12 protein-coding genes and 1 pseudogene are annotated in these 15,510 nt (G+C 74.4%); 7 read left to right on the forward strand and 6 right to left on the reverse strand.

What is annotated here, in order from left to right; genetic code table 11:
- The 6 genes and pseudogenes from NJC10_RS08715 (at position 1) to NJC10_RS08740 (ending at position 8,003) form a co-directional block, all read left to right on the forward strand.
- Positions 1-2,577 carry an FtsX-like permease family protein gene (locus NJC10_RS08715; protein ID WP_319075978.1) on the forward strand — a complete coding sequence of 859 codons (2,577 nt, stop codon included), beginning with the start codon at positions 1-3 and terminating at the stop codon, positions 2,575-2,577.
- Positions 2,578-2,702: 125 nt separating this feature from the next.
- Positions 2,703-3,575, forward strand: a complete 873-nt coding sequence (locus NJC10_RS08720; RefSeq protein ID WP_319075979.1) for a VOC family protein — start codon at positions 2,703-2,705, stop codon at positions 3,573-3,575.
- Between the two features lie 144 nt (positions 3,576-3,719).
- The gene (locus NJC10_RS08725; protein ID WP_319075981.1) at positions 3,720-5,033 is read left to right on the forward strand and encodes a sensor histidine kinase; all 1,314 of its coding nucleotides are present in this window, start codon (positions 3,720-3,722) and stop codon (positions 5,031-5,033) included.
- Positions 5,030-5,790 (forward strand): annotated as a pseudogene (locus NJC10_RS08730) (response regulator). The gene NJC10_RS08725 and the pseudogene NJC10_RS08730 overlap by 4 nt, the downstream one beginning before the upstream one ends.
- 147 nt (positions 5,791-5,937) lie before the next feature.
- On the forward strand, positions 5,938-6,822 hold the full coding sequence (locus tag NJC10_RS08735; RefSeq protein ID WP_319075983.1) for an ATP-binding cassette domain-containing protein: 885 nt from the start codon (positions 5,938-5,940) through the stop codon (positions 6,820-6,822).
- Positions 6,819-8,003 carry an ABC transporter permease gene (locus NJC10_RS08740; protein WP_319075984.1) on the forward strand — a complete coding sequence of 395 codons (1,185 nt, stop codon included), beginning with the start codon at positions 6,819-6,821 and terminating at the stop codon, positions 8,001-8,003. The genes NJC10_RS08735 and NJC10_RS08740 overlap by 4 nt, the downstream gene beginning before the upstream one ends.
- Before the next feature lie 84 nt (positions 8,004-8,087).
- Here the strand turns inward: NJC10_RS08740 and NJC10_RS08745 are convergent, their stop codons facing one another.
- The 3 genes from NJC10_RS08745 to NJC10_RS08755 form a co-directional block, all read right to left on the reverse strand.
- Complete coding sequence (locus NJC10_RS08745; protein WP_319075986.1) at positions 8,088-9,956, reverse strand: ABC transporter ATP-binding protein; 1,869 nt, start codon at positions 9,954-9,956, stop codon at positions 8,088-8,090.
- A gap of 87 nt (positions 9,957-10,043) precedes the next feature.
- Positions 10,044-10,499, reverse strand: a complete 456-nt coding sequence (locus NJC10_RS08750; protein ID WP_319075988.1) for an NUDIX hydrolase — start codon at positions 10,497-10,499, stop codon at positions 10,044-10,046.
- 24 nt (positions 10,500-10,523) lie between these two features.
- The gene (locus tag NJC10_RS08755) at positions 10,524-11,336 is read right to left on the reverse strand and encodes a LysE/ArgO family amino acid transporter (protein WP_319075989.1); all 813 of its coding nucleotides are present in this window, start codon (positions 11,334-11,336) and stop codon (positions 10,524-10,526) included.
- Positions 11,337-11,431: 95 nt separating this feature from the next.
- Between NJC10_RS08755 and NJC10_RS08760 the strand changes: the two genes are divergently transcribed.
- Positions 11,432-12,319, forward strand: coding sequence for an ArgP/LysG family DNA-binding transcriptional regulator (locus NJC10_RS08760; RefSeq protein ID WP_319075991.1), 888 nt, complete (start codon positions 11,432-11,434; stop codon positions 12,317-12,319).
- Between the two features lie 44 nt (positions 12,320-12,363).
- On the opposite strand, the gene NJC10_RS08765 is transcribed toward NJC10_RS08760, so the two are convergent.
- The 3 genes from NJC10_RS08765 to NJC10_RS08775 form a co-directional block, all read right to left on the reverse strand.
- Positions 12,364-12,753: a WGxxGxxG family protein gene (locus NJC10_RS08765; protein ID WP_319075992.1), complete on the reverse strand. Its 390-nt coding sequence runs from the start codon at positions 12,751-12,753 to the stop codon at positions 12,364-12,366.
- A 154-nt stretch (positions 12,754-12,907) separates the two neighbouring features.
- Positions 12,908-14,548, reverse strand: coding sequence for a HAMP domain-containing sensor histidine kinase (locus NJC10_RS08770; RefSeq protein ID WP_319075994.1), 1,641 nt, complete (start codon positions 14,546-14,548; stop codon positions 12,908-12,910).
- A gap of 49 nt (positions 14,549-14,597) precedes the next feature.
- On the reverse strand, positions 14,598-15,335 hold the full coding sequence (locus NJC10_RS08775; RefSeq protein ID WP_413466422.1) for a response regulator transcription factor: 738 nt from the start codon (positions 15,333-15,335) through the stop codon (positions 14,598-14,600).
- Between the last annotated feature and the right edge of the window lie 175 nt (positions 15,336-15,510).

Below are 15,510 nucleotides of genomic sequence, written 5' to 3' on the forward strand. Positions count from 1 at the left end.
ATGTGGACCGTCGCCCTCTCCCAGCTGCGGACGCAGCCGCGCCGCTACATCTCCGTCATCCTGGCCATCCTCATCGGCACGATGTTCCTGGCCGCCTCCTTCCTCGTCTCCTCGAGCGGCCAGGCCACCCTGCGCACCACGCTCGGCAACACGTACGCCGCCGGCGACCTCGTGGTCCTGCCGAAGGTCTCCGACTCCTCCGCCGAGGACCCCACGGCCGCCTTCCCCGGCCTGGCCGGCACGGCGGGGCAGCCCGGCCCGCTCGGGCGGATCGAGGGCGTCGAGGAGGCCTACTCCACGCAGCTGACGTGGGCGACCGCGACCACGGGGGACGCGGACTTCGGCGCGATCGTCCAGCCGGTGCCCCGCGACTCCTCCCTGATCGCCGTCTCCCTCACGGAGGGCTCCTACCCCGCCCCCGCCGATCCGCGCGGCATCACCCTGGACACCTCCACCGCCGAGCGGGAGGGCGTGGCCGTCGGCGACGTCGTGACCCTCTCCGGCGATCCGGTGGGCGGCACCACCGAGGCCACCGTGACCGGCCTGACCACGTCCTCCCCCGATCCCACCCTCTCCTCGGGCGGGCAGATCTGGGCGGGAGGGCCCACGGTGGCGGCCGTGCAGGAGCCGCAGGTCGGCGATGCCGGCGCCGTGGACGCCTACAGCCCCCACGTGCTGCTGCGCCTGACCGACGGCGCGGACCGGGACGCTGTCGCCTCGGCCGTCACCGGCGTCCTCACGGAGCGCGGCGTGTCCGCCGAGGTCCGCACCCCGGACGACGCCGCACGCGCCACCCTGGCCGACGCCAGCGGCGGCACGGATGTCTTCGGCTGGATCCTCGGCGGCTTCGCCGCCCTGGCCCTGCTGGTCACGGCCCTCGTCATCGCCAACACCTTCCAGGTGCTCGTCGCCCAGCGCACGCGTGACCTCGCGCTGCTGCGCACCCTCGGCTCCACGGCGGGGCAGGTCCGCACCTCCGTGCTCGTGGAGGCGCTCGTGGTGGGCCTGATCGGCTCCGTGCTCGGCGTCGTCCTCGCCGTCGCCGCGACCGCGGGCCTCGTGGCCGCCGTCCGCGCGATGTTCGAGATGAACACCCTCACCTTCGCCGCCGATCCGGTGACCCTGCTGGTCACCGTCCTGGTCGGCGTCCTCGTGACGCTCGCCGCCGCGATCGCCCCGGCCCTCGCCGCCACCCGCGTCTCCCCGCTGCAGGCCCTGCGGCCCGCGGAGGAGGTCCGCGCGGCCTCCCGCGGCGGCGTGGTGCGCACCGTGATCGGCACCGTGCTGGCCGTGGGCGGCACCGCCCTCATGCTGTTCGGTGCGTTCGCCCCCGAGCCGCTGTCCGCGATCGGCGGCGGAGCGCTCTCCTTCCTCGGCGTGCTCCTGCTGGCCTCGCTGTTCGTGCCGGCCGCCGTGCGCGGCGCGTCCGTTCTGGCCCGCCCGGCCGGCGTGCCCGGCCGCCTCGCGGGCCTGAACGCCACGCGGCACCGCTCGCGCACCGCCGCCACGGCCGCCGCCCTCCTGGTGGGCACCACCCTCGTGGCGCTCTTCCTGACGGGCGGGCGCACCGCGCAGGACACGACCAACCTGGCCCTGGACGCCGCCTACCCCGTGGACCTCGTCGTCTCGGTGCCCGCCGGCGCGGACGCCGCAGCCGCCGCCGAGCGCGTGCGCGGGGTGGACGACGTCGGCGCCGTGGCCCTGGCCGTGCCGGTCGGGACCACGGAGAACGGCTCCACCGTGCTCGCCGCGCCGAGCGCCGCCCTGCGTGGCGCCGTCGCCGACCTGCCCCCGGACGAGGAGGCGCGCCTCGGCCAGCCGGGCACCGTGTTCGTCCCCGAGTGGGTGGAGGGCGACGTCCCGGCCACCGTGGCCGGCGCCGAGCGGACCCTCGCCCCCGTGCGCGGCGGCTCGCTCGGCTCGGGCGTGTACGTCGCCGAGGAGACCGCGCGCGCCGCCGGGTGGGACGGGGCGCCCGTGGCCTTCGACGGCGGGGTCACCGTGCCCAGCCAGCTGCTCGTGGCCCTGTCGGGCAACGTGCCCGTGAACGAGCTGCAGGCCCTCGCCGACGACGTCACCGAGGCGGCCGGCTCCGGCGCCGTCATCATGGACGGCGGCGCCCCGACGCGCGCCGTGTACGCCCAGATCATCGACGCGATGCTGTGGATCGTGGTGGCGCTGCTGGCCGTGTCCGTGCTGATCGCGCTGGTCGGCGTGGCCAACACGCTGAGCCTCTCCGTGATCGAGCGGACGCGCGAGAACGCGCTGCTGCGGGCCCTGGGCCTGACGCGGGGCGGGCTGCGCGGGATGATCGCGATCGAGTCCGTGCTGATCGCCGGAGTGGCCGCCCTGCTGGGCTGCGCGCTCGGCGTGTTCTACGGATGGGCCGGCTCCCAGCTCATCCTGGGCGACCTGCTCGCGAACTCGGGCGGATCCTCCGTGGTGCGTCCCACCGTTCCGTGGCTCGAGCTGGCCCTCATCGTGCTGGTGGCCGCCCTCGCCGGACTGGCGGCGGCGCTGCTGCCTGCTCGTCGGGCGGCGAACCTGAGCCCCGTGGAGGGCCTGGCGGCCGTGTGATGCGGGCCCGGCCGCCGGGCACTCCGGGCCCGGCGGCCGGGTGGCCCGCGGAAGACGCCCGGGGCTCCCCGGCGGCGCGCCGCCAACTGCAGACAGGCTCGGCGCCGCCGTCTAGCGTGGGCCCCATGAGCGAGACCTCCGTCACGAACCTCTCCGCCACCCCCGATCAGCCCGCCGTCACCGTCGGCTCCCCCGTGTGGATCGACTACACCGCCGTCGACTTCCCCGCACAGCGCGCCTTCTACGAGGCGCTGTTCGGCTGGACCTTCGAGGACCAGGGCGAGGAGTACGGCCACTACATGATGATCCGCAAGGACGACGCCACCGTGGGCGGCGCGATGGACGCGGCCGACCTGCCGCCCGCACCCGAGGGCATGCCGCCGGCCGTGTGGACGGTGTACCTCAAGACCGAGGACATCGACCGGACGATGGAGCTCGTGGCCGAGCACGGCGGGACCGTGGTCAATGAGCCGATGGACGTGGGCCCGCTCGGCCGCATGGCGATCGTGGAGAGCGCCGGCGGCGAGGCACTGGGCTTCTGGGAGCCGGGCGAGTTCCCCGGCCACGACCTGCCGCTGACCCCCGGCACCTCCGTGTGGTTCGAGGTGATGTCCACGGACGTCGCCGCGGACGCCGCGTTCTACCGGAACGTGGCCGGCTGGGACGTGGTCCCGATGCGCGGGGACGCCCCGGACGACGGCGCGGCGGGCGACGTCGACCCCGGCGCCGCCGGCGAGGGCCCCGCGTACGCCACGAACTTCGCCTACGAGGACTCCACCGCTGGCCTGTGCGACGCGACCCAGTGGCTGCCCGAGGGCACCCCGAGCTACTGGCGCCCCTACTTCCAGGTCACGGACATGGAGGAGGCCGTGCGCGTCGTGGCGGAGCACGGCGGCCGCGTCGTGGACGGGCCGATGGACTCGCCGGTCGGCGTCGTCGCCTCGGTGCTGGACCCGGCCGGCGCGACGTTCCAGCTGAACCAGCCGCCGCGCGGATGAGGGCGGCGCTGCCCGCCGCTCCTCCACGACGCACCCACTCCAGCCCCTCGTGGTGACCCGCCGCGTCGGCGGCACGCGCGCGGCGCCGGATCTCCCCCGCGCGGGGGAGGTGCCCCCGCCGCACCCGTCGCTAGGGTGGGGCGCATGCCCGCCACCCCTGCCGTCGACGTCGTCCCGAGCCCCCCGGACGTGGCCGTCGGCGGCGCCACCGCCGGCGGCGGGCGCCCCCTCGTGCGCGCGCTGTCCCCCCGCTGGCGGCGCGCAGACGCGATCCTCGCCGCGGTGCTCGTGGTGGCCGGCGTCGAGCTGGCCTACCTCTCCGACTTCCTGGGCTCGATGCCGTGGAGGCAGGACGTCGGCTGGGTCGCCCTCGGCGCCGTCGCCCTGGCCCTCCCCCTCGCGTGGCGCCGGCGCTTCCCGGTGGCCGTCGCCGCGGTCGTCTCGCTGACGTACTTCGCGGTCTCCACGTGGGTGGGCGTCGAGCTCTACGCCTCGCAGGTGGTGCTGTTCCTCGCCTTCTACACGGTGGGGGCGTGGTGCCCGGACCGGCGGCGCGCGTTCTGGGCACGCACCGGGATCGCGGCGGTCATGGCCGTGTGGCTCGCGTGGGTCATGGTGGACGGCTTCAGCGACCCCGAGGTCGGCGAGCGCGGCGTCAACGCGTACTTCGCCATGGCCGGCATCCAGACCCTCGTCAACCTCGCCTACTTCGGCGCGGCGTGGCTCTTCGGGGACCGCGCGTGGCGCCAGGCGCTCGCCCGCCAGGACCTCGAGGCCGCCCATGCGGAGATCCGCGCCCAGCAGGAGCGGCTCGCCGAGCAGGCCGTGTCCCTCGAGCGGCTGCGGATCGCCCGCGAGCTGCACGACGTCGTCGCCCACCACGTCACCGCCATGGGCGTGCAGGCCGGCGCGGCACGGCTCACCCTGGCCGCGGACCCCGACGCCGCCGCGCGCCACCTGCACGGCGTCGAGTCCTCCGCCCGCGAGGCGGTCGCCGAGCTCAAGACCATGGTCCACACCCTGCGCGACGACGCCGGCGCACACTCCGCCCTCCCCACCCTCGAGGACCTCGAGGGCCTCGTGGAGGAGGCACGGTCGGCGGGCCAGGACGTGCGCCTCACGCGGATCGGCCCCCCGCCCTCGCTCACCCCGCCCGCCGAGCTCGCCCTGTACCGGGTGGCGCAGGAGGGCCTCACCAACGCGCGCAAGCACGCGGGGCCGCACGCCGCCGTCGAGGTGCGGCTGCGCACAGAGCCGGACCGCGTGGAGCTCGAGGTCAGCGACGACGGACGGGGCGCCCGCTCGGCCGGCCTCGCCTCCGGTGCCGGGCTGGGCCTGGTGGGCATGCAGGAGCGCGTCGCGTCGGTGGGCGGCGCGGTGCAGGCCGGACCGAAGGACTCCGGCGGATGGCTCGTGCGGGCCGAGGTGCCCGCCGTGATCCAGGAGGAGACCCCATGACCCTGCGCGTCCTGCTGGTGGACGACCAGCCCCTGATCCGCGTGGGCTTCACAGCGATCCTGCGCTCCCAGCCCGACCTGGAGGTGGTGGGCGAGGCCGGGGACGGGGAGGACGCGCTCCGCCTGGCCGCCGAGACGGACCCCGACGTGATCTGCATGGACGTGCAGATGCCGCGGCTGGACGGCGTGGAGGCCACGCGTCGGCTGGTGGCGGGCGGCACGCGGGCCGCCGTGCTCATCCTCACGACCTTCGACACGGACGAGGCGCTCTTCGCCGCCCTGACGGCCGGGGCCGCGGGCTTCCTGCTGAAGTCGGCCGGGCCGGAGGAGCTGATCGAGGCCGTGCGCGTGCTCGGCCGCGGCGACGCCCTGCTGGACCCCCAGGTCACGCGCCGGGTGCTGCAGCGCATGACCGCCGGGCCGGGGCGGCGCCGCCCCCGGCGGACGCGGCTCCTGCGGGCCCGGCACCCGCGGACCCGGCACCCGCGGACCCGGCACGCGCGGACCCCCTCCCCGCCGGGCCTGCGCGCGGCGTCGGGTCCGGAGCCGGGGCTGGGGACGGCGTCGGGCTGACGGCCCGGGAGGCCGAGGTGCTGCGCGCGATGGCCCGCGGGCTCTCCAACGGGGAGATCGCGCGCGAGCTGTTCGTGGGGGAGGCGACCGTGAAGACCCACGTGTCCAACGTGCTCCTGAAGACCGGCGCCCGGGACCGCGTGCACGCGGTGATCTGGGCGTTCCAGCGCGGGATGGCGGGCTGACGGGCGCGCCCCCCGACGCCTCCCCCGATGCGGACGGGCGGCTCCCGTCCGGCGGCCCCCTCCCCCGCCCGGGGGAGAGGCGTCCCCGGCCGAAGTTCACCCCGGCGGCGGAGGCGCCGGCCGGCGTCGTCTCCCTAGCCTGATGCCATGATCAGCGTGACAGGCGTGAACAAGTCCTTCGGCGCGGCCCACGTGCTCAAAGACCTCTCCTTCGACATCCGCCCGGGCCTCATGACGGGATTCGTGGGCGGCAACGGCGCGGGCAAGACCACCACCATGCGCATCCTGCTCGGCGTGCTCACGCCGGACTCGGGGAGCATCGACGTGGACGGCGCGCCCATCACCGCGGACTACCGTGCGGGCATCGGCTACATGCCGGAGGAGCGTGGGCTGTACCCCAAGATGGCGGTGCTGGACCAGCTCGTCTACCTGGGGCGACTGCACGGGATGGGCGGGGCGGCGGCGAAGGCCCGCGGGCTGGAGATGCTCGAGCGGCTCGGCCTCGCCGAGCGCGCCGGGAGCCGGCTGGAGGAGCTCTCCCTCGGCAACCAGCAGCGCGCCCAGATCGCGGCGGCGCTCGTGCACGAGCCCGTGGCCCTCGTGCTCGACGAGCCGTTCTCCGGCCTCGACCCGAACGCCGTCGACACCACCCTGCAGGTGCTGCGCGAGACCGCGGACACCGGCGTGCCGGTGCTGTTCTCCTCCCACCAGCTCGACGTGGTGGAGCGCCTGTGCGACGAGCTGGTGATCCTGGCGGACGGCCGCGTCCGCGCCGCCGGCACCCGCGCACAGCTGCTCGCCGCCCACGCCGAGCCCGAATGGGAGCTCGTCGCCGACACCGACACCGGCTGGGTGCGCGGGATGCAGGGGGTGGAGGTCCTCGCCTTCGACGGCGGCCGCGCCCGCTTCCGCGCCGTCGACGAGGCCGCCGCGCAGTCCGTCCTCGGCGAGGCCGTCACCCGGGGCGGCGTCCGCCGCTTCGGCCCCGTCCCCCGCACCCTGCACGAGATCTTCACGGAGGTCACCCGATGAGCACCGCCCGCCCCGCACCGATGCCGGCCACGGGCCCGTCGCACCAGGTCGCCGGAGTCTCCCCGACGCCCGCGCCGCGGCTCCGCCGATCCCGCCGCACCCCGTTCTGGGCCGCCGTCGGCACCGTGGCCGCCCGCGAGATGCGGGTCAAGGCCGCTTCCAAGGCGTTCGTAATCACGACGCTCATCGTGATCGCGGCGGCGCTGGCCGCGACCCTGCTCGCCCCGCGTCTGGGCGAGCTGCTCGCCGGCGACGCGACGCACGTGGCCGCCGTCGAGCAGACCGCCCCGGCGGTGGGCGCCCTCGGCGAGGGCTACGAGACGCGGACCGTGGGCGACGTGGCCGCGGCGCGGGCCGCGGTGGAGAGCGGGGAGGTGAGCGCCGCCGTCGTGCCGGACCCGCAGAGCCCGTCCGGACTGGGCGTGCTGGCGATGACCGACGTGCCCACCGACCTGGTGCAGGCGCTGTCCACCAGCCCGTCGGTGGCGCTGCTGGACCCGACCGCGCCGAGCCCGCTGCTGCGCTCCTTCATCGCCCTGGGCTTCGGGCTGGTGTTCTTCATGGCCGCGGTGACGTTCGGCCAGCAGATCGCGGTGTCCGTGATCGAGGAGAAGCAGTCGCGGATCGTGGAGATCCTCCTGGCCGCCGTGCCCGCGCGCGCCATGATGGCCGGCAAGGTGCTGGGCAACGCGGCGATGGCGATCCTGCAGGTCGCGCTCGTGGCCGGGGCCCTGCTGCTGGGGATGCAGATCAACGGCGACGTGCTGCCGCTGGACGGCCTGGGCGTGCCGATCCTGTGGTTCGTGGTGCTGTTCAGCATCGGCTTCGTGATGCTCGCGGCGCTGTACGCGGCGGCGGCGTCCATGGTGTCGCGGCAGGAGGACATCGGCTCCACGTCCATGCCCGTGATGCTGATGATCATGCTCCCGTACGTCGGGGTGATCATGTTCAACGACAACCCGGACGCGCTGCGGATCATGAGCTGGATCCCGTTCTCGGCGCCGGTGGCCGTGCCGCTGCGGATCTTCCTGGGGCAGGGGCAGAGGTGGGAGCACGTGCTCTCGCTCGGGATCCTCGTGGCGGCGACCGCCCTGGCCATCTGGCTCGCGGCAGCGATCTACGAGAGGTCCATCCTGCGGACCGGCAAGGCGCTGACGTGGCGGAAGGCGCTGCGGGGCTGACGCGCGGGGTGAGGTCGCCGCGCACCACGACGTCGTCCGGAGCGGTCAGGCGCGAGGCGCGGAGCGCGGGGCGCCGCCTCGGGCTCAGCCGTGGATGCCGTACTCCTTGAGCATCCTCTTGGCCTCCTTGGTGCCGGCCTGCTGCAGCTGGAGCAGCTGGGCGTAGATGCCTCCGCTGCGCGAGAGCTCCGCGGGCGTCCCGATCTCCTCCACGCGACCGGCGCGCAGCGTGACGATCCGGTCCACGGAGGCGATCGTGCTCAGGCGGTGCGCCACGATCAGGCTCGTCCGGCCCACCATGAGCTCCTCGAGCGCGGCCTGCACGAGGCGCTCGGAACGGGTGTCGAGGGCGGACGTGGCCTCGTCCAGCACCAGGATCGGCGCGTCCTTGAGCACCGCCCGCGCCACCGCGATGCGCTGCTTCTGCCCGCCGGAGAGCCGCAGGCCGCGCTCGCCGATGATCTGCTCGTAGCCGTGGTCGAAGCCCTCCACGAACGAGTCCGCGTACGCCGCCTTCGCCGCGGCGCGCACCCGCTCGTCGGTGGCGTCCGGGTCGGCGTAGGCGATGTTCTCCCGCACGGTCCCCGAGAACAGGAACGGCTCCTGGAACACGGTGGCGATCGAGCCGCGCACCGCGGCCAGGTCCAGCCCCGCGACGTCGTTCCCGAACACCTCGATCCGCCCGTCTCCCACGGGATAGAGCCCCATGAGCAGGTTCGTGATCGTGGACTTGCCGCCGCCGGACTCCCCCACGAACGCGATCTTCTCGCCCACGCCCGCCTCGAAGGTGACGCGGTCGAGCACGGGGCGGGCGGCGTCGTCGTCGTAGGCGAACGTCACGTCCGTGAAGCGGACGGCGGGGACGTCCGCGGGAAGCGGCACGGTCTCGCCCTCGACGACGTCGGCGCGCGCCTCCGCGGGCCCGTTCGGGACAGCACGCGCCTCCCCCGCCTCGAGCGCCCGTCCGCCCGCGCGCTCCCGCTCCTCCTCGAGCACGGCGAAGTAGTCCTTCGACCCGGCCACGGCGCGCTGCGCGGAGTCCACGAGGTAGCTCATGGAGAAGATCGGCTGGCGGGCCATGTTCATCAGCTGCAGGAGGATCACCATGTCCCCCACCGAGAACAGCCCCTGCGCCGTCCGCACGAACACGATGAGGTACATCAGCCCGAAGACCACGTTCATGGCGAGCCGGCGCCACGCGTCCATGCCGTGCCAGAACCGGGACTGCGTGCGGGTGAACCCCACGGTCTTGGTGAACCGCTCGCGGAACCCGGCGAGCTCGTGCTCCTGCCGGTTGTAGGCGCGCACCACGGCCATCTGGGAGACCACCTCGGCGAAGCGTCCCGAGGCGACGTCCACCTCAGTGTTCTTCTCCCCCTCCCACACCTGCCACTTCGTCGAGGTCTTGGCGGTGAGCCACATGTACACGGGGAACACGACGGCCAGCAGGACCGCGAGGGGCCACCAGTAGAACCCCGTGATCACCAGGACCGCGGCGGTGGTGATGAGCATGGTGAACGCGTTGTTCGCGAAGAACTGCAGGAACTGGGTGAGCTCCGTGATGGAGCGGTTCAGCCGGTTGGTGATGCGGCCGGTGAGCGCGGTGTCGAAGTACCGCTGCGGCAGGTGCAGCAGGTGCTCGAAGTACCGCGTGGAGAGGACGGTTCGCATGCGCGCGGCCATCACGTCTCCCCAGTAGCCGCCCACGCTCACCACCGCGGTGGTGGCCACCTCGACGCCGAGGAACGCCAGCGCCAGCCAGGTCACGGCGGTCACGGCCTCCTCCACGGAGGTCCGCCCGGCCACGGCGTCCACGATCCGGTCCGTGGCCGCGCCGATGAGGAACGGGGTGGCGAGGCTGAGCAGCGCGGCCAGCACGGAGCTGACGGCGATGCCGAGGTAGAGCGGGTTCAGCTGGGGCGCGAAGCGCAGGATGCGCAGCAGGGATGTCACCCGTTCAGGGTAGTGGCGCCCCCGGACACCGTCGCGCGGTCCGAGGTACGGCCGGACGTCGTCCGTGCCGAACTCCGACCGTCCCGCTCAGAACATTGGCGCCGCGGCGACGGCGGCCAGCACCGGCACCAGCAGCGGGGCCACGGCGTACCCCGCAGGGGCGGCGGGCGCGGCGGGGTCCATCCAGTGGAGCTGGACGATCTCGTCCGTGGGGGCGGGGACCTCGTGCCGGGCGATGGGCCGCCAGAGGGCGAAGACCTCGGAGTGCAGGCGCGCGTCGGGCTCGTTGGCGGCGGCGGTGTCCCACGCGCCGAGGTGGGTGAGCTCCTCGCGGCCCAGGCGGAGACCGGTCTCCTCGGCCACCTCGCGCACCGCGGTGTCCACGGCCGCCTCGCCGGGGAAGTGCTTGCCGCCGGGGAACATGAACATGGCGGTGCCGGCCTTGCGCACGGTGAGCACCCGGCGGTCCGGGCGGGCCATCACGACGGCGGCCACGCGGATCTGCTCGGCCGCCGCGGGGACGGCGGAGGAGGGGTCGCTCATGCCCCCATCATGCCTGGTCGCCCGTCAGAAGAGCGTCAGCGCGATCTTCGCGGCGATTCCCAGCATGACCACGCCGACCACGGCGTCCACGATCCGCCACGTGCGCGGGGAGTCCATGTACGGAGCCAGCCGCGTGCCGCCCCAGCCGAGCACGAGGAACCACAGGGCCGAACCGGTGACCGCGCCGGCGGCATACACCCACTTCGCCTCGCCGTAGGTCTGCGCGAAGGTGCCCATCATCACCACGGTGTCGAGGATCGCGTGCGGGTTGAGCAGGGAGACGGAGAGGGCGAGCAGGACGACGCGTCGCAGGGGGCTCTGCACCGGGCCGTGGGCCGCGCGGCGCGGGGTCACGCGCGTCTTCACGGCCACGGCGCCGCCGGTGGGGAGCGCGGCGACGTCGACGCGCCCACCGCCGGATCCCGCACCGCCCGCGCCCCCGGCCACCCGGCCGGTGCGCGGGTCGATCAGGGGCAGCTCACCGGTGAGCGTGGCGAGGTCCACCGCGTCCGGGATCGGCCCGTCGGCCTCGGCGGCCGCGGAGGTGAGGGTCCGCGCCCCACGCAGGGCAGAGCGGAACGACGAGGCGGCGAAGAAGAGGAGGTACGCGACCCCGCCCACGGTGAGGGAGGTGACGATCCACGGATGGCGCTCGGCCACCACGCCGATGCCGGCGGTGCCGGCGATGAGCAGGGCCGCGTCGGAGACGAAGCACACGGCGAGCGCCGTCCACGCCCGGTCCCGGCGCACCACCTGACGCAGCAGGAAGAGCGTCTGGGCGCCGATGGCGACGACGAGGGCGAGGATGGTGAGGAGGCCGGTGGTGAAGATGGTCACGGGTGGTGACGCTAGACGGCGGCGCCCGTCCGTTCCAGCGCAATGTTCTTCATGATCTGAAGCCTTCCTTCATCGCAGCGCGTACCCTCGGGAGGGTGAACTCCGAGCACCTGCGCGCCCTCGCCGCCGCCGTCGACCACGGCACCTTCGACGCCGCCGCCGACGACCTGCGCATCTCCGGCTCGGCTTTCTCCCAGCGCGTGAAGACCCTCGAGCGACGGGTGGGGCAGGTGCTGCTCACGCGCACGGTCCCGGTGCGTCCGACGGCGGCCGGGGAGCGGATGCTGCGGCTCGCGCGGCAGACCCTGGCCCTCGAGGACGAGGCCCTCGCCGCGCTCGGGCACGCGCCCGGCGGCCGCACGACGCTGGCGGTGGCGGTCAACGCGGACTCGCTCGACACGTGGTGGCGTCCGATCATCCGGGAGGCGGCCACCTGGGACGACGTGGTGCTCCACCTCTACAGCGAGGACCAGCAGCACACGGTGGAGCTGCTGCGGGACGGGACGGCCGTGGCGGCGGTGACGGACCGGCCGGAGCCGGTCTCGGGCTGCACGGTGACCCGGATCGGCGCGATGCGCTACCACGCGGTGGCGGCCTCGGTGCTGCTGGACCGGCATCGGGACGCGCGGGGTCGGGTGGACGTGGGGAGCCTGCCGCTCCTGGACTTCGGGCCGCGCGACGGACTGCAGCGCACGGTGCTGCACCGGGCCGTGCGGGGCGGCGGACCGACCCCCACGCCGCCGCACCATCTGCTGCCCTCGGTACAGGCCTACCTGGGCGCGGTGGAGAGCGGGCTGGGGTGGGGCATGCTGCCGGCGGCGCAGGTCCCGGCGAGCGTGCTGGCGGGGACGCACCCGGAGCTGGAGAGCATCCCCGAGCTGGGCACGGCCGAGGTGCCCCTCTACTGGCACAGATGGGCCGCCGGAACCGCGGCGCTCGACCGTCTCTCTGAGACGGTGTCGCGCGCGGCCCCGGCGGCCTAGTGTGCTCGAGGCCTAAGGCCTCGGAGCGTCAGCGGATCCGAGGATCAGCGGAGGTCGTCCGAACCGGGACGCTTGGTGTTCAGCGTGGTGTTGGCGTTGCCGGCGGTGTGACGCACGTCGTCGGTGTCGACGCGGTGGGTCTCGGTGTGGGCCGGACGCACCGTCTCGGTGTGCGCGGGGCGCACGGTCTCGGTGTGCTTCTTGTTGCGGCCGAGCAGACCGGCGAGACCCAGGAGACCGGCGAGGCCCCAGAGGCCCATGTTGCCGTTGTCGTCCTTCTTCTCCTCCTGCTCGGCGGGAGCCGAGGAAGAGGCGGGGGCCGACGTGGAGGCCGAGGCGGGGGCGGTGCTGCTGGCCATGGCGGCCGGAGCGGCGGCACCGGTCAGGACGGCGGCGCTGAGGGTCAGGGCGGTGGCGGTCTTACGGAACTCCATGGTGAATCTCCTCTCACCGGAGGCGGTCGTTCGCCGCTCCAGCACGTGGGGTCCAGACCCGGGGCGGTCCCCCGGATGTGACCCCGTTTCGATCACTATGAACACACCATAAACAGGCGATCAGGGGGGTCCGTCAACTCCTCATCCCCTGCCGTCAAAGGCGATTCCCGTCACAGGGACCCCCGGAATCCCCCGTCGACACGCGGGGAAGGACCACGTCGAACCGGGTCCGGCCCTCCCCGGATCCGGCGGTCACATCCCCGCCGAGGCCACGGGCGGCGGCCCGCACGATGGGCAGGCCGAGGCCGCTGGAGTGCTCCCCGCCCGCGAGGGGGCCCCCGCAGCGCACGAAGCGGTCGAAGAGCCCCGGACGGATCTCCGGGGGGATGCCCCCGCCGTCATCCTCCACCCGGACGCGCATGGCGGGCGCGCCGCTCACGGGGAGGGCTGCGGGGGCCAGGGAGACCGCGACGGTGGTGCCCGCAGGGGTGTGCCGGCCGGCGTTGGAGAGGAGGTTCCCCACGATCCGGCTCAGTCGGTCCCGGTCGCCGGGCACCCCGCAGGGGGACCCGTCCAGGTCGGGCACCTCGACCTCCCACCGGTGGTCCGGCCACGCGGCGCGCGCATCCATCACGGCGTCCAGCACCGCCTCGCAGACGTCCACGGCGCAGTCGTCGCCGTCGCCGTCGCCGTCGAAAGCATCCAGTCCGAGTGCACGGCCGCGGTGTGCGGCCTCCAGGCGCGCGAGCACGAGCATGCCGTCCACGAGGTCTGTCATGCGGTCGGCCTGGTCGAGCACGCGGGCCAGGGATCGCCGCCCGCCCTCCGAGAGGTCCTCCGTGAGCGCGAGCATCTCCGCGTACCCGCGCACCGAGGCGAGCGGGGTGCGCAGCTCATGGGAGGCGTCCGCCACGAACCGGCGCAGCTCCTGCTCCTCGCGGAGCCGCCGCTCCAGGGCGGAGTCCACGGCGCCGACGAGCCGGTCCATCGCCCGGCCCACCACGGCCACCTCGTCCGCGCCCTCGAGGGCGCGGCGCGGGAGGCGGGCGCGCGCGAGGTCCACGCCGCCGCCGGCCAGGTCCATGCGGGCGACGTCGGCGGCCACCTGCGCCACCTCGCCCAGCGGGCGCAGGGTGCGCCGGATCCACCACGAGGCGAGCGCGCCGGTGGCCGCCACCATCAGGGCGGCGCCTGCCAGCGTCAGCGCCACGCCGTCGCGCCGTCCCTCCACCAGCTCCTGGGTGGGCAGGCCCACCACCAGCACCTTGTCGCCTGCCAGCCAGGGGGCCGTAGGCTCCAGGCCGCCGGCCTGGAGCTCGTAGGCGACCCCTCCGACGTCCGCGGACACCTGCTCCCCCTGGGCGAGGCCCTGCACCGCGTGCACCACGTCGTGGCGCTCCTCGCTCGTGAGCGTGCGCGGGTGGCCCGAGGGCTCGAGCACGGCGGCCTCGAGAGCCGAGCCGGCGTGATCCGCCAGCTCCGCGCGGGAGACGGTGCCCACCAGGGTCCCCACCGGCTGGGCGAGGCTGCCCGGCCGGTGTCGCCCTGGGCCGTCGGCGCCGTTCGCCCCTGATGACGCCGGGGCGCCGACCACCGGCGGGACCGGCTCGGCGGCGTAGACCTGGGTGGCCGCGCGCTCCCACGCGGCGGAGAGGGAGGTGGCCAGCTGGCGGTCCACCATGCCCTGGGCGGCGAGCATGATGTACGCGGTCCAGATGCTCATGGTGACGAGCAGGATGGCCAGCAGCCCCAGGAGGAGGCGCGTCGCGACGGAGCGGCGGCGACCCCGGAGCATCGAGCGCCCACCCCTCGGGCCGCTCCCCTGGTCCGAGGGGACCGCCGCCTCAGGCGGCAGGGCGGATGACATACCCGGCGCCGCGGACGGTGTGGATCATGGGCTCGCGGCCGGCGTCGATCTTCTTGCGCAGGTAGGAGATGTACAGCTCCACGATGTTCGCGCGGCCGCCGAAGTCGTAGCCCCAGACCTCCTGGAGCAGCCGCTCCTTGGAGAGCACGGTGCGCACGTTGGACATCAGGTGCCGCAGCAGGTTGTACTGCGTGGCGGTCAGCTCGATGAGGTCGCCGCCGCGGGTCACCTCGTGGGTGCGGGTGTTCATCACCAGATCGCCCACCACGAGGACTTCGGCGCCGGCCTCCACGAGCCCTGCGCGCTGCACGAGGCGGTGGGCGCGGATCAGCACCTCCTCCATGGAGAAGGGCTTGGTCACGTAGTCGTCGCCGCCCGCGGCGAGGCCGGAGATCCTGTCCTCGGGGGCGTCCTTGGCGGTGAGGAACATGGCGGGCACCTCGGCCCAGTGCGCGCGCAGGCGGCGCAGCACCTCCAGGCCGTCCATGTCGGGGAGCATCACGTCGAGCATCACCAGGTCCGGCTGGTGGTGGACGCCCAGCTCGACGGCGGTCTCGCCGTCGTGGGCCGTCTTCACCTCCCAGCCGCACAGCCCGAAGCCCATGGCGAGGAGGTCCGCGATCATCGGCTCGTCGTCGACGACGAGGACGCGCACGGGGGCGCCGTCCGGGTGGGACAGCTGGGGGAGCACCTCACGCAGCGCGGCCATCGACATGGGTGCGGCGGGGTTCTGGGCGGAGCTCACGGGGCGGTCCTCACGGGTGATCAGGGAGGGGCGGACGGGTGGGTGGTCGAGCGGACGGCGACGGCGGCCGAAAGGTTTCTGTGTTAATCCTACGGCCGGGTCGCGGATCCAGACCGCCGGGCACACCGTGGCCCTTGGCACAGCC

It is taken from the genome of Micrococcus sp. M4NT (assembly GCF_033790745.1).
GTDB lineage: Bacteria > Actinomycetota > Actinomycetes > Actinomycetales > Micrococcaceae > Micrococcus.